Here is a 17,481-nt window from a genome sequence, read left to right as displayed (position 1 = left end):
TGTTAGCAGCCTGCCAACATTGGCGCTTATAATGCCCCAGAATTCAACGAATTAATATATGCCTGTCAGACTTCACGCTAACGGTGTGTGATGCCTCACAGCGCGGCATTCCGCCGCGACGATTTACGTTATCGGCTAATCTGCGCCACGGCATCCTGCGAGGCCTGTTCACGCGCGTCGCCCGTCAGTTCTGACAGCGTTCCCTGATGCATTTCAAGCAGGCGATCGGCATGTTCAAAGTAGTGATCGTCATGGCTGATCGCCACAATCGTTTTCCCCAATGCACGCAGTTGCGGTAACAGCTCAAGATAAAACACGCGGCGGAATTGCGGATCCTGATCGGCCGCCCATTCATCCAGCAGCAGGATGTCCCGCTGTTCGGCGACGGCCAACAGCAGCGCCACACGCTTACGCTGCCCCTGAGAAAGCTGTAAGTTCATCACCTGATGATTCTCCAGCGTCAACTTATGCCGCATGTTCAGACGATCCAGCCAGCTATCGACCAGCGCCGTATCCGGCTCCGTTCCGTGCGGCCCCATCATCTGTCCGAACAGGTGAAAATCAGTAAAGATGGCAGAAAATAGCTTTTGGTAATCCTTACCCGTTTCCGCCGTAACAGGGCGGTTATCCAGCAGCAGCGCGCCGGAAACCGGGGTATAAAGCCCTGTCAGCAGCATCGCCAGCGTAGATTTTCCACTCCCGTTCCCGCCAATCAGAAACACCAGTTCGCCACGTTTTATCACCAGATTGATCGGTCCGACTTCAAAGCCGGAATCGTCATAGCGAAACACCACGTCACGCAGTTCCAGCGTGTGCCAGTCGGCAGGGGCAACCGCAACGGAGAACGGTTCCTGATAATCCGCCAAATCGAAACGTTTCAACTTATTAAACGCGACTTGCGCACTCAGCAGCGTCGGCAGTGCGCCAACGGCCTGAAGCATCGGCGTGCGTAAAAACAGCAGCGTCAGTGAGTACGTCGCCGCCACGTTGGTATCCGCCCAGCCGAGGTTGTTTGCCATGAAGAAGACCGCCCCAATCACGCCCAGCATCATAATATTCGACCAGTTCACCGCGCTGAGGTGAAAGGTGTCGGCACGAATTACGTTCTGTCGGTAATCCTGCGCATTGGCCTGATAAACCTCTTCATACAGCTTCTGCGCCCGCTCACGATTGAGCGTCAGCTCTTTACGCCCGTTAATCACGGTTTCGTAATCTTTCTGGAGACGATCTTCCGCTTCCCGCACCTGAGTCAGGTGGCGATATACACGGGAAACCAGCATAAAACCACCCCAGAGCGTTATCGCAATCCACACGGACGTCACGACCAGCATCTTAGGGGAAAGCCAGGCCAGATAAGCGGCCGAACCGATGGTAAGCACAATGCCCTGAATCAGCTCCGGCAGACGCACAAACGCAATAGTGATATTGCGGATATCGCTGGACAGGCTAGCAAGCAGCTGCGCACTGCCGAGCTGTTCGATACGGGCAATGTTAGTGTCCAGAATACGTTTGATAAATTGCCCACGCAGGCGATAAACGAAATGGTGCCCCAGCGTAGTCAGCGCCAGTTGCGACACCAGCGTCACCCCCATCAGGAGCAGTAGCAAGCCCAGAAATTGCGGCAATACGCTCAACGACTGATTGACCGTTTCAATCAATTGCAGGTTGATAAAGGCAATAAGCCCAATGCCCAATGCGGCACTCAACAAACTTAGCAGGATAACGGCAAGAAAGGGCCAACGGTACTGCTGGTAAACAATGCGGAGCAACTCCATAACAACCTGGTCTCTCTGATGAAAACAATCGCCCGCAGTGTAATCGGGATGACCGTGATATCAAGAATAATTCTCATATCCAGCACTACGCCAGATGCCATCTTTTCAAAACCCACGCTCGGTATCGCCAACACGAAGCATAAGAAAATATGATGAATTATCACACTTCATTATCACTTTTCTGGCAACACACTTCGCTTAAGGCCACGCATGACAAAAAACACAAATTGATACAACAAATAGAGATAAAGATACGATCTTCACGGTGAGTATCCCCCATCGACCCCAGCTCAAATGTGGACAAAAGACGTATTACAAAGCCACCAGATGCGCTAATAGATGGTAATTTAACACCATAATTAGTGTGGTAATAATTAAATAAGGAGGATAATGCCGCTAAGCTATTTAATACGTAAGAATATTGTCATATTTTTTATTTTCAAAACATTTCAAAAAAGTTGGATTTTTAGTTAAGCCACACCTATAAATATCAAGAATTGGGTGAATATGATCCCAATAACCTAATCCCCATAGCAGAGGGATACACAGCAATATTGTTAATCATATTTGACGACTACTGCTTTTTGTTTCTGAACCAGGTCGGCTTTAGCCCCCCTCTTTTTGTTGGTGGTGCCTATCCCCATACGTCTTCCGTTACGGCCACGATCCGCCGGGAGAGGTATTAAGACAATGGTTGCAGATAAGCAAGAGGCTATTTCATGTCAGATATGAATGTTATTGCGGGAAATGCAAATATCCTGTCGCGTCATAGTGGTCAATTCATCAACGCCGTTCCTCAGGGGGCGACGAATGTCGAATTGCTGGAAAGCAGCACCGTCAGAATCTTTGGCACACCCGACGTGGTGTCTCGCTATGAGCGTGTTGGCAACGATCTTATCTTGCACATGAAAGACGGTACCACCGTCCGCTATGAAAGCTTCTTTACTTTGGATGCCGCCGGTTATCACAGCGAACTGGTTTTTGACGATGGCACCCGGCTCATCCATGCACAGTTCTCCGGCGCGGCAGCGGCAGAAGGAGCCGTGTTAGCGGGAGAAGCGATTGTCCTTACGCCAGAATACGCCACGTTGGGTGATATGGCGTCGCTACTGATAGGCAGCACCACCACCAGCACGTTATCAGCAACCACGTTGGGGGGGATTCTGGGTGCAATCGCCATCGGCGGAGCAGCCATCGCCGTGGGTTCATCAAGCGACGACAATAAGCCCACAACACCTACAGCGCCAGAATCCTTAACCATTGATACTTTCGCTGGGGATAATATCCTGAATCGTGTGGAGATCGGTCAATCCCACATTCTCAGTGGGAAGACTGTCGGCGTCAGCGAGGGGCAGACGGTCACCATCACGTTAAACGGCGTGGTCTACACCACCACCATTGCAGCCGACGGTAGTTGGCGCTTTACGCTGCCAGCAGATGCGTTTACCGGGCTGCAGGACGGCATTTACACATTAAAAGTGAGCGTGCCGGGTGCTAATGGTGTTATCCATGAGAAAACGATCGATCTCACCATTGATACCCTACCCCCAAATCTAACCGTTGATAAATTTACGGGCGACAATTATCTCACCGTCGGAGAACTGGCAAACGGCCAGATCCTCAACGGAACCGGTGAAGTAGGCCAGCGCGTAACCATCACGCTCAATGGGAAAACCTATACCACGACCATTAATGCAGACGGTAACTGGACCCTGACCGTGCCCGCCGCAGACCTTCGTGCACTGAGCGAAGGTGAACACGCCTTGTCGTTCACGATCAGCGATAATGCTGGCAATATCACCGTGGTCAACCGCACCATTATTGTCGACACCACGCCACCGGAGCTGTCCCTGTTACCGTTTACCGGAGACAACCTGCTCACCGCCGACGAGTTCCAGTCCTCACAAGTTGTCTCCGGTACGGCTTCCTTATCGGATGTCGGCCAGACCGTGACGATAACGTTTAACGGCACAACCTACACGACGACAGTAGGAAGCGACGGCGCCTGGAGCGTACTTATTCCTTCCGGTGATATCCAGGCGCTGACTAACGGCACCTACACTCTGGTGGCGTCATTAACAGATAAAGCAGGCAACACCACCACGCTGCCGCCACAAACCATCACGGTGGATACCAGCGCCGAAGCAGTCAACATCAGCATCGTCTCGACAGATGACCGTCTGAATGCCGTGGAAGCTGGGCAGCCGCTAACGATTGATGGCACAACGGCCAACGTTGCCGCTGGCCAAACCGTCACAGTCACATTGAATGGAAAACCCTATACCACTACAACAGGCGCAGACGGCAAATGGTCTTTGAACATCCCCAGCGCCGACCTGCTTCTGCTGTCAGACGGCAGTAACACCATCACTGCCAGCGTACAGGGGATCAGTGGAAATACCGTCACAGCTAACCACACACTGGATGTTCACATCAATACGCTCCCTTCCATTACGCTGACACCACCGTTCACTGACAGCGTATTAAACGCCGCTGAAGCCGCGCAGGATCAGGTCATCCGCGGGGAAACGGGGATTATCGGCAGGGGCCAAACCGTCAGCCTGACGATCGGCGGGTACTATGTGACAGGAACAGTGGATGCCAACGGGCACTGGACAATCACTGTACCTAAAAGCGTGCTGCAAAATCTGCCATCAAACAGCATCAGCGCGCTGGAGATCGTCGTCCGCGATATTGCAGGCAACGAAGCGACCATAACGCAAAATATCACTGTGGATACGACACCACCGACGCTCACCGTCTCCGCGATTGCTCAGGATGACGTCCTCAATGGCGCAGAACTGGCCGTCAATCAGGTGGTCAGCGGGACAGCATCGCTTAGCGAAGCTGGTCGTACGGTCACCGTTACGCTGAATGCCAAACCCTACACCACCACCGTCGGCAGCGACGGTAACTGGAGCATCACGCTACCAACGGCCGATCTCGTGGCTATCGCGGACGGAAACCATAACCTGACCGTTACACTGACCGATGCCGCAGGCAACACCACAACAGTTACCCGCCCGCTGACCATTGACAGCGGCGCAATCACCGTACCGACCATTACCATCAATAATTTCGCAGGCGATAACATCGTTGATGGCGCGGAGGCAAAAGTCAGCCAGCAGTTGAGCGGGACGACGACCAACGTTGAGGCGGGACAGGTTGTTATCATTAGCCTGAATGGGAAAACCTATCTTGCCACCGTGCAATCCGGCGGTGTCTGGAGCATCAACGTTTCAACCGCAGATATCGCGCTGCTGGCGGACGGTGCGCACAGTATTAGCGTCAACGTGAGTAACAAAGCGGGCAACATCGCAAGCGGAAGCCAGAATATCAACGTCGATAAGTCTGGCGACAGCATCGCCATCAACATTATCGCCAGCGATAACCTATTGAGCCGGGCAGAATCCCTGCAACCGCTGGCGATCAGCGGGAATACCGCCAATGTTCCTGCGGGGCAGACGGTGACCGTGACGCTGAACGGAAAGAACTACACCACGACCGTTGCCGCCGACGGCAGTTGGACGCTGCAAGTCCCCAGTGCCGATCTCCAACTTCTGTCAGACGGCAATGCCACCATCACCGCCAGCGTAAATGTGACAGGAAGCGCTGCCGTAACGGACAATCACACACTCGGCGTTCACATTCACACCCTGCCGCAACCGACGATTGATACGCCATTCGGCAACGGTTCACTGAACGGTGCGGAGGCGCTGGTCAGCCAGACGATTACCGGCCATACCGGCATCAGCGGTGCGGGGCAGACCGTCATCTTGTCCCTCGGCGGGAAATCTTATACGGGAACGGTTGATACCGCAGGTAACTGGAAAGTCACCGTCCCTGCGGCCGATCTCCAGCAGTTACCGGAAGGCAACAACACGCTGTTGGTGACCGCGCAGGATGCCGCGGGCAATCAGGCGGGTAAAACGTTTGTTAGCCCAACCGATTTTACGGCCCCTACCCTGACCATCGGCACTATTGCAGGCGATGACACTATCAACATGGTCGAATCGCAAAGCAACCAGACCGTCAACGGCACCGCCTCAATCAGCGAAGCGGGTCGTACTGTCGTTATCACTTTCGATGGGCAATTCTATACCGGGGTTGTCGGTAGCGATGGCAACTGGAGCATCAACTTACCTACAGCCGCCCTGCGCGGCATGGCCGATGGCAGCTACAAACTGTCTGCCTCGCTAACCGATGCAGTCGGCAATACCGTCAGCGTCGAGAAATCCATTGAGCTCAGTGCGGATCCAGCATTCCAGCCAACGATATTCGTTAACCCTTTCGTTAATGAGAATAACGTCATCACCGCGGCCGATCTCAAAGTCAGCCAGTGGCTAACAGGCACCAGCGCGAACGTGGAAACCGGCCAGATCGCAACCATTCTTCTCAACAAAAAATTCTACTTCGCCGCGATCAAGAGCGGCGGGAACTGGAGCGTGGAAATCCCCGCTGCAGACATGGCACAGCTCTCTGAAGGCACCGTGTCCATCACTGCACAGGTTGTGGATCAGGCAGGAAATGAGGGCAGTCATGAGAACTGGTCCAATGTTGATATGGATAATGACAGCATCTCCATCAGCATTGTCACGATTGATAACCAGATCAACCGTCTGGAAGCCTCACAGCCGCTGACCATTTCAGGTTCGACGGTCAACGTCACCCCGGGAGAAAGCGTTACCGTCACGCTCAATGGCAAGACCTATATCGGCACGATCGCTGCAAACGGGAGCTGGAGCGTTACGATCGGCAGCAGTGACATACTTGCCTTGCCGGATGGCACAGCAACCATTGTCGCCAGCGTCGCCAACCCCGGTGATATCCCTGTCACCGCCAGCCGCAATATTGATATCCATATTAACAACCTGCCACAGCCAACGATTGACCAGCCTTTCGGCGACGGCATACTGAACATCATCGAATCAGCCAGCGGGCAGAACCTGACAGGGAAAACCGGGATTGCCGGAGGGGGCCAGAGCGTCATCGTTACGCTGAACGGCAAAACCTATACGGCAACCGTGGATAATCAGGGTAACTGGAGTGCCGCGCTGCCCGCCGCCGACCTGCAATTTCTGCCGACTGGCGTACAAACCATCCGCGTACAAGCAACGGATACCGCGGGTAACAGCATACAGGGCATTCGCGATATTACTGTCGACACGGCTCGTCCTCTTCTGACGCTGAAACCGCTGACCAGCGACGGCATCATCAACGCCGCCGAGAGCCTGAACGATCAGGTGATTTCCGGTAATGCGCTACAATCCGATGCTGGCCGCACCGTCATTGTCACGATCAACAATAAAAATTATCAAGCCCAGATTCAGGCTGACGGTAGCTGGAGTGCCACGGTTCCCGCTACCGACCTCCAGGCTTTGGCTGACGGTAATTACACCGTGACGGCAACATTGACCGGTGCATCAGGCAACAGCGCTACCAGCACCGAGTCATTAACGCTGGATGCCAATCCGGCCAATCTGCCGCTGCTCACCGTCAACGCCATCGCGCTCAATAACATCATCGACGGCGGTGAAATTAACGTCGCACAAATCATCAGCGGCGGTAGTCTGAATGTCGAGGCGGGGCAGCGCGTTACTGTGACACTCGGCGACAACACCTACACCGCAACGGTTGACAGCAACGGCCAATGGCGCGTCAGCGTACCGTCTATCGATCTCCTTCATCTGGCACAAGGCACGCATACCGTCACGATTGGCGTCAACGACATCAGCGGTAACCCGGCAACGCTCAGCCAGACCATTACGGTGAACACCTCCCTGAGCGGTATCGCGATTGATACCGTCGCGGGCGATGACAAACTGAATCAAGCCGAAGCGGCGCAAGATCTCACCGTCAACGGCAGCAGCCAGAACGTGGCAGCAGGCACCGCCGTCACGATTACGCTGAACGGGAAAAGCTACGCTGGCGTCGTACAACCGAACGGCACCTGGAGCATCACCGTATCAGCAGCGGATGTCAGCACGCTGGCCGACGGCACCTCAACCCTGACCGTCACGACGGTAGACAGTACAGGGAATGTGTTAAGCGGCAGCCGTACAATTGAGGTCTTCACCCACAGTAGCCCAACGCTGACGCTGAACACGCCGTTCAGCGACGGCATACTTAATGCCGCAGAAGCGGGCGTGACTCAGACGCTCAGCGGCACAACCGGTATCGCCTCACCAGGGCAAACCGTCACCGCCACACTCGGCGGCGTGACGTACACCGGGATCGTGGATACGGCAGGTAACTGGACGATTTCTCTGCCTGCAAATGGCCTGCAAAATCTGCCGAATGGCACCACCGCATTGCAGGTGAGCGTCAGTGACGCGGCCGGAAACAGCAGCACCCTAACCAGCAACATAACCGTGGCACGTACGCCGCCTACGTTGACAACCACCAGCGTTACGGCTGATAACATCCTGAATAGCACCGAGGTTCTGAGCAATCAGTTGCTAACCGGTACCGCCTCACCGTCCAGCGCGGGTCAAACCGTGACGGCCACGCTGAATGGGAAAACCTACAGCGGCACCGTCGGCAGTGACGGCACCTGGAACATCACCATTCCGTCAGCCGATCTGAGTAACCTGTCCGATGGCAATTACAGTATCGTGACACGTCTGACCGACGCCGCAGGTAATACCGCCACCACCACGCAGACTATTAGCGTCGATGCCAGCCCGCTCAATGCACCGGTCGTTACAATTGGTACTTTCGCTGGCAACAACATTATCGACGGAGCAGAAGCGCGCGTCAGTCAGGTGATCAGCGGCACCAGTAAAAATGTTGAACAAGGCCAGACGGTAACGATTAGCTTCAATGGCAAAGCGTACACCGCACAGGTTCTGTCGAATGGAGGCTGGAGCACCACGATTTCGGATACCGACATGGCACTGCTGGTTAACGGCAGCCAGACGATTACCGTCAGCGTGAGTGATGTCTCTGGCAATACCGCGACATCCAGCAGCACCGTCACGGTGAATACTAACGCGAGCGGGCTGTCTATTGCGCCAATCACCGGGGATAACCTGCTAAACGCGCAGGAAGCGACAAGCGGCATTACGATTAACGGCGGCGCCGTCAACGTCGCGGCGGGCACGGATGTCAACGTCATACTCAACGGGAAAACCTACACCGTGCAGGTGCAGCCAGACGGGACCTGGAGCGCCGCCATTCAGCCTGGCGATCTGCGAGTGCTGGGGGACGGCATCATCACGGTTAACGTCACGGCGGTCGATCAGGCGGGTAATGCCCTGTCGGGTACGCAACAACTGGGCGTCAGCATCAATAATCCACCGGTGGCATCACTGCATATGCCATTCAGCAACGGTTACCTGAATCTCAGCGACGCACAGGCCGGACAAACACTCTACGGCACGACGGGCCTGCGCGGAGCCGGGCAAACCGTCAGCGTCACCATTGGCACCACGGTCTATTCCGGCACGGTTGACAGCAACGGTAATTGGAGCCTTCAACTGTCACCGAGCGTTCTGACTCCGCTGGCAGACGGACTACTCAACATTTCCGTTACCGTCAGCGATGCGGCAGGCAATACCTCCACCGTTCAGGGCAGCGCCTTCGTTGACTTGACCCCACCGGTGCTGACCATCAACCCGATTGGCATTGACGATATCATCAACATCGCGGAAAGCCTGCTGCCGCTGGAAATCACCGGCACATCGCCCCTCAACGACAGCGGCCGTCCCATCATTGTTAACGTCACTATCAATGGGCAGATCTATCAAGGGCTAGCGCAGGCTGATGGCACCTGGCACGTTACCGTGCCTGCCGGCGACCTGCAAAATATGCCGAACGGCATCACGGCTATCACCGCCACGTTGACCGATGCCGCCGGGAACACGGGTACGGTAAGCCATTCCATTACGCTGGATACCGATCCGGCCAAAGCGCCGACGCTGACCATCGCCACGCTGTCGACCGATGATTATCTCAATCTGGCCGAATCAGGCCAAGCGTTGACCATCAGCGGCGGCAGTCAGAATGTGGAACAGGGCCAGCAAGTTACCATCACGCTCAACGGTGGAATTTACTTCGCCACCGTGGGGTCGGATGGCAGTTGGAGCGTGCAGGTTCCTGCAACGGATGTTGGCAACATCCCTGACGGTAAGCAAACCGTCAGTGCCAGCGTAACAGACGTGAGCGGCAACCCAGGTTCAGCGACGCATAGCATTACCGTCATCACCGATGCGACTAATCTGCCAGCCATCACCATCGCCACCCTATCTGGTAACGATGTCGTCAGCGCACAGGATACGCAGTCTGACCTACTCATTTCTGGTTCAACGACGAATGTTCAAGTGGGACAGCGCGTCACGGTGACGCTGAATAGCAAAACGTATCTGGCGACCGTTGGCGCTGACGGTAACTGGAGTACGACCGTTCCCGCCAGCGATGTGCAAAATCTACCGCAGGGCAATCAGGATGTGACCGCAACGGTCAACGACATCGCACAAAACCCGGCTACGGCCACCCATCCGTTCACGGTCGATACCGTTCCACCGTTGCTGTCCATCGACATGTTGGTTGACACCAGCGACATCGGTTTGGCGGACGCGCTAGCCGGACTACCACTGAGCGGCAAAGGCGAAGCGGGTCTTCTGGTCACGATAAAAGTCGGTACGGCAGTCTATAGCGCTGTCGCCGATAGCAACGGCGTCTGGCAAATCACCGTTGCGGCAAACGACCTGCTGGCGTTGGGCGACGGCGTGAAAACGCTGCAAGCCAGCGTGACCGACGGCGCAGGCAATGCCAGCGCCGCCAGCATTGATATCACGTTAAAAACGCAGTCGCTCCCGACACTGACGTTGGATTCACTCTATGACAACAATGTCCTGACTATCGCGGAGCTGGCGTCGGCAACGACGATTGGCGGCACTTACACCAACCTGCCTGTCGGGACAGTGATTCAGGTTACGATCGGGGCTTACACCACGACAGGCGTGACGCTTGCAGGCGGCCTGTGGAGCGCCACCATTCCAGCCAATGCGCTGAGCATTCTGGCGGATGGCAACGTACAGGTCAGTGCGACGGTCACAGACAGCGCGGGTAATACCGGCAGCGCGGGCGGTACGTTGGATGTCGTCATCCACACCAATTTCACCATCAGTATCGCCACACCGTTTGTTGACGGCGTACTCAATCAGGTAGAAAGCACGGCGGATCAGCTGCTGACGGGGACAACGGGGCTCATCGATCCGGGCCAGAGCGTGTCTGTCTCGATCACCAACGGTACGCTGACCCACACCTACAGCGCCACCGTTGCCGCTAATGGTCAGTGGAATGTGACACTGCCATCTGCCGATTTGACTTCACTCGGTGACGGTACACACACCATCAATGTGACCGTCACGGACCATGCAGGGAATACCGGCTCAGGCAGCGGATCCTTCACCAGCGTGATTGTGGGGGTTCCCGTCGCCTCGCTGGATACGCCGTTCGGCGATGGCAAACTGAGCCTGGCTGATGCACAGCCGGGCGCGACACTATCCGGGCAAACGGGGCTAACCAGCAACGTGGGGCAAACCGTGTCGGTCAGCATTAACGGCACAAGCCTCCCAGCCACCGTGAATGCCAACGGTAGTTGGTCGCTATCGCTGGATCGCCAGACGCTGATCGACCTGCCGGATGGCTCAGTGAATTTCACTGTCACCGTGACCGATTCTGCGGGCAACACCAGTACCGCAGCGGCCACGGCAAATGTGCTGACTACCACCATGCCAGTGGCAACGCTAGACCTGCCGTTTGGCGATGGCATCCTTAACACCACTGAAATTCAGGCCATCCAGACCTTAACGGGTAAAACCGGTATTACCAGCGCAGGCCAGGAAGTCACGATTACCGTGACCAACAAAGCCACGCTGGCAGTCACCACCTTTACCGCCACCGCAGACGGCTTAGGCGGCTGGTCCAGAAATCTGAGTCCTGCCGATTTGGCGCTCTTTACAGAAGGCAATTACAGCATTAGCGTCAAGGTCACCGACTGGGTGGGCAATAGCAATACCAGCACGGCGCTCGATGTCAGTTCGGCGCAAACGCTGCCCGCCCCGATTGTCGATGTACAACCGTTTGGCATCGATGGCATCCTAAGCAGCGCCGAAGCCGCATCCGCGCTGACCTTCTCTGGCCGCACACAGATTGGCGGCAACGGGCAAAGCGTTAAACTAGAGATCGACCTCAACGGTATTCGCTACACCGCAACGGTAGATAGCAACGGCAACTGGTCCGTTACGCTTCCTCCGAATGCGTTGAATTCACTGGTAGACGGTCAACATACCATCACAGTGACCGCCGTCGATGCCGCCGGCAACACCGGCACGACGCCCATCATCTTTACCAGCGATCTCACGCCACCGACTATCACTTTAAATACCCCGTTTGACGACGGCTACCTGAGTATCGTGGAAGCGGGCACCCTGCTGGGCAGAACGCTGAGTGGTAACGCGGGCGATGCCGTGAACGTAACGGTCACATTTGGCGGACAGGCGCTTGTCACACAGCTGAGCGGAGGCGTATGGACAGCCACGCTGACTCCAACACAACTCAGCCAGCTTGCTGACGGAACACATAACATTGTCATCACGGCAACGGATAGCCTGGGCAACAGCGCGACATTGAATTCTCAGGCGATCCTTGCCGTACAAGCCACACCAACGCTGGCAATTACCGCGTTCGCCGGGCTTGATGGCCTTAACTACGCGGAAAGCCGCACTACGCAGACCATCAGCGGTACCTCCACCGATTTGGCGGTGGGGCAAACCGTGACCGTCACGCTGAATAACATCGAGTACACGGGAAAAATTCTCGCAGGCGGCACCTGGAGCGTAACCATCCCATCAGCCGATTTGCAGGATCTGGCAAATACGGCGTACACGATCACCGCTGATGCAACGGATAAAGCGGGTAATCCGGCGACACAAGCCAGCGTGGGATTCAACGTCAACCTGACACAACCTCCCATGGTGATGGTGATCGACCCGATAGCGGGCGACAACATCATTAACGCCAGCGAGATAAACGGTAATGTCACCATTTCCGGGCGTTCTATCGGCCCGTCATCGGCGATGACTGCAGTATCGCTTAACATTGGGAGTACGCCACTTGTTGTCATCACCGACGCCAATGGCTTCTGGAGCACCACCATTCCCGCCAGCCTCTATTTCACCACGCAAGGCAACGTCAATGTCACCGCGACGTCGTTAGATGCGATCCTCACGAGAACGGTGCTGGTCGATACGGTAGCGCCCACGCTGGATATCGTTGCTTTTGCTGGTGATAACGTGCTGGGCGGCACAGAAGTCAGTACCGCACAGACGATCACGGGGACGGCATCCACCGCGGAGGCAGGACAGATCGTCAGCGTGGTGATGAATGGAAAAACCTATAGCGCTCAGGTTTCCGTCACCGGCACCTGGAGTGTGAGTGTTCCTGCCGCCGATCTGGCACAGTTGGGCGATGGCAGCCACACTATTACGGCAACGCTCGCGGACACAGCAGGAAATACCACCACGGATATACAGGTCATTACCGTCGATACGGGTATTCCACTGCTCAGCGTGACATTGTTCGATGACAATATCCTGACGCTGGCTGAAGCGTTAGCGGGCGCGGCGATTACCGGTACAGGCGAAGTGGGTGCCACGGTTACGTTAACCGCCGGACCGCTGACAGGCACGACAACCGTCGGTTCCGACGGCAACTGGACGATTCCGGTACTGTCCGCCAATTTACAAAACCTGATCGACGGGCCGCAGGTCATCGGCGTGACGCTGACCGATACCTCAGGTAATAGCACACACCTTGATGTCACGCTTGACGTTGCGTTGAACAAAACGCTCGGCGCAGGCATTACCGATATCTTCGGTAACGATGGCATCCTGAATCTGGCCGAATCACTGTTGACGCAGGTCATCAGCGGTAACGCGACGGGCAACTATCTGGGTGCGAAAGTACAGGTCACCGTGTTGGGCACCACAGTGGAAGGCACCGTCGGAGCCAACGGGGCCTGGAGCGTTGCCCTGCCTTCGAACGTGTTCACTGGCTTAAGCAATGGCCTGCTGGCGGTTAACGTCGACATCGTCGATTCACACGGCAACGTGAAGAATCAGTTGGTCAACATTGACGTGTTGAAAACCCTGCCAGTCATTGATTCTGTTGTGGCCTTCACGGATGGCGCACTGAATGCGGCGGATGTCGCGACCAGTCAGATTATCAGCGGTATCGTTAGCGGCGGCAGTGTGGCATTAGGGGCGACTGTCAGTGTGACGCTAGGCACCAAGCTTTACGCCGGGATTACCGTCGGTGCAGGCGGAGCCTGGAGCCTGTCCGTTCCTGCTCTCGATCTGCAGGCCTTGCAGGACGGCACGCTAGCACTGGGCATAGCGGTCACCGATCATGCAGGTAATAACGCCAGCCAGATCGTGAACGTTCCAACCGTCATCAAAAATCTGCCGAGCATTACGCTCAACCCGGTCTTTGGCGATAGCCTGCTGAATCTGGGCGACCTGCTGGTCAATCAAACGCTTAGCGGCACGGCCACCGGTCTGGCAGGCAGAACCATTACGCTCAGCATTTCAGGTTCACAAATCGCCACAGCCACCGTCGGCTCGGATGGCAAGTGGAGTGCAGCCGTTACGCCGAGCGTCTTGGGTATTTTGCAAGGACTCGGCAGCGGTGATTTCACTGTGAGCGCCACCGCAACAGACAGCGTAGGCAATAGCAGCAGCGGCAGCGCTGGCATCAAGTTCGATTTCGCCCAACCGGTGATTACGCTGAACCCGGTATTTGGCAACGATGGCTTCATCAACGCGGCAGAAGCGCTGGTGGCGCAAACGATCGGTGGCGTGGTCACCAATGCCAGCGCCGGATCGCAGGTTGCCGTTACCCTCGGCGGTAAAACCTTCCTGTCTACGGTCGGGACAGGTGGCGCGTTCAGCCTGACGCTGCAACCGTCCGATCTCAGCACGCTGCTCGATGGCAGCACCACGCTGAATGTGTCGGTCACGAATGCTTCCGGCAATACTGGCACGGTCAATAACGCTATCAATATTATTGCCAAAAACCTGCCGACAATTAGCCTTGGCTCACTGTTTGGCGGTGACGGTTTCCTCAATGCCGCAGAAGCCGCGTTGACGCAGACGATTAGCGGTACCACCACTAACGCCGTCGCGGGATCGTCTGTCGTGGTACGCATCGGCACCCTGACGCTAAATGCGACCGTCGGCAATGACGGCGCCTGGAGCACCAGCCTCACACCGCTGCAACTGTCCGGCCTGACGAATGGTAACCTCACCGTCAGTGCAACGGTAACCGACCCGGCAGGCAACAGCACGGGCATCAGCACGGGCATCAACATCGCCATATTGCCGCCGACTATCACCCTTAACCCATTGTTCAACAACGGTGTCCTGGATCTCCCCAGCCTGTTGAGTACGCAACTCATCGGCGGGACCACGGCCAATGTACCCGCGGGCACGGCGATCAACGTCACGCTGGGCAGTAAAACCTACACCACAACGGTCGGTGCAAACGGCGGTTGGAGCCTGCCGGTCCCTAGCCTCGACCTGAAAGCCCTTGCGGATGGCGTCACTAACGTCGGTGTTCGTCTGGTCGATGCAGCAGGTAACGTGGGCACACAGACCAGTACCGTCAGCGTAGCGATCAACGGCCAGCCAACGCTGACCATCAGTCCGCTCTTTGGCGGTGACGGCCTGCTCAATGCCGTCGAAGCAGCGGCGGGTCAGGTCATCAGCGGAACCAGTACCAATGCGATAGGCTCCACGATCCAGATTTCGCTGGGTACTAAGACCTACTCTGCCGTGGTGCAAAGCAACGGTAGCTGGTCAGTCAGCTTGCCTTCGCTCGATCTCAACAGTCTGACCGACGGCACGCTTTCCCTCAACGCCTCTTTGACCAACGCAGCAGGGAAAACGACCAGCGCGGGCGCCTCAATCGGTGTGGGCGTTCATGCACTGCCAACGGTCAACCTCGGTTCCCTGTTTGGCGGAGACGGCTACCTGAATCTGGCCGAAGCGGGCATAAACCAGATCATCAGCGGAACCACAACCAACGCGGCAGGCGGTAACGTCACGCTGACCGTGGGCGGACTCGTGCTCAGCGCCGCTGTTGCCAGCAACGGTACCTGGAGCATTAGCGTATCAAGCGCCAACCTGCTCAACATCGCCGATGGCAATTTGTCCGTCGGTGTCAAAGTCACTGACCTCTATGGCAACACTAACAACACCAGCAGCAATGTGGTCGTGAAAACGCACCAGTTGCCGCAGTTGGGTATTGATGCGGTGGGGTCGCTGATTGGCAACACCGTTGGCCTGCTAGCGAACGGCGTCACCGTCAGCGGCACATCACGTTACGTACAGCAGGGTGCCAAGGTTAACGTCACGCTACTCGGCCAAACGCTACAGGGCACCGTTGGTGCCGACGGTAAATGGAGTACGCAATTCAGCAGTTCGCTACTGGGCATCAACATCCTCAACGTAGGTGCGATTTTGGCAGCGCTATTGGGAACGGCGGTTGAAGCTTCCGTCACCGATCAAGCAGGCAATTTCACTGGCGTGTCTGCCGGATTAACCTCCGGTATCTCCCTCGGGTTACCGCTGATGAGCATGATGGCGCTGGATGTTGACGATAGCAGCGTCGCTCAAGTGTCTTCGTTGTCCAGCGAACAGAGCGACACAGGGGAAAGCACCGATGCGCAACCCCTTCATGTCAGCTCGAAAATGGCGGCGGTCGCACTCAGCGAGACACACACCATCGACAACAGCGCCAGTACCGACGTGGAAGAGAGCATTTATGCCATCGGCGGGGTTGTCGTCAATCTGGCCGACGGCAGTGTGCAAACAGGTACAGATGTCGAAGGCGGTGAAGGCGACGATCTCATTACGCTCTCAACGCTCGATTTCACTCAGATCGATGGCGGCAACGGGATTGATACGCTGGTTCTGGATGGTACCGAGCTCAATCTGGATCTCACCGCGCTGGGGCTGAAAATCGACAATGTGGAGATCTTCGATTTAGGCCAAAGCGGCACCAACAGCATCACGCTGGATCTTGACCGCGCCCTGAATATCACCGACCGACCAGAAGATGACCTGCTGATCGTCGGGGGCGAAGGCAATCAGGTGAGCCTCATCCCAGGCGAAGGGGCGTGGAGCACGGTAGGACAGCGAGATATTGATGGTCAGCGTTTCGACGTCTACCACCATTCATCGTTAGATAGCGCCAACAACCTGGGAGATGTACTGGTGCAGCAAGGCCTGCTCGTCAATATGGTATAGCGATATTGTGGTGTTGACGCCCTCCCTTGTAAAAGAGGAGGGCACGATCGGTTTTATCCCCTAAATAATTCGAGTTCGAATTATTTAGGGGATATTATTTAGGGGATATTATTTAGGGGATATTATTTAGGGGATATTGACTCAACATTTAGCATAAAAAACTATTGCCATCAACCTGTAACAATCGCTAAGAATATAATTCACTTGATAAAAATCAAAAAAAATAAGAATATCATCGAGCTATTTAGTACATCCAAAGATTGTCATTATTTTATGTTTAAAACAGACCAAAAGAGTTGGGTTCTTTAGCTAAGCCACACTTATAAATATCAGAAACGGGGTGAATATCCCTCTGGTAGTCAATCCCCATGAAAGAGGGATGATGCGTTCAT

The 17,481-nt window shown here is 55.6% G+C and carries 2 protein-coding genes; one reads left to right on the top strand and one right to left on the bottom strand.

Translation table 11 applies throughout. The features are described from left to right. Positions 1 to 128: 128 nt before the first annotated feature. Positions 129 to 1,775: a multidrug ABC transporter permease/ATP-binding protein gene (locus K7X24_RS17435; RefSeq protein WP_224556197.1), complete on the bottom strand. Its 1,647-nt coding sequence runs from the start codon at positions 1,773 to 1,775 to the stop codon at positions 129 to 131. Between the two features lie 719 nt (positions 1,776 to 2,494). On the opposite strand from K7X24_RS17435, the gene K7X24_RS17430 reads away from it, so the two are divergent. Next, positions 2,495 to 17,089: an Ig-like domain-containing protein gene (locus K7X24_RS17430; RefSeq protein WP_224556196.1), complete on the top strand. Its 14,595-nt coding sequence runs from the start codon at positions 2,495 to 2,497 to the stop codon at positions 17,087 to 17,089. The last annotated feature ends 392 nt before the right edge of the window (positions 17,090 to 17,481 follow it).

The organism is Pectobacterium versatile, assembly GCF_020166435.1.
GTDB lineage: Bacteria > Pseudomonadota > Gammaproteobacteria > Enterobacterales > Enterobacteriaceae > Pectobacterium > Pectobacterium versatile.
This window is presented reverse-complemented; position numbering and strand designations above follow the sequence as displayed.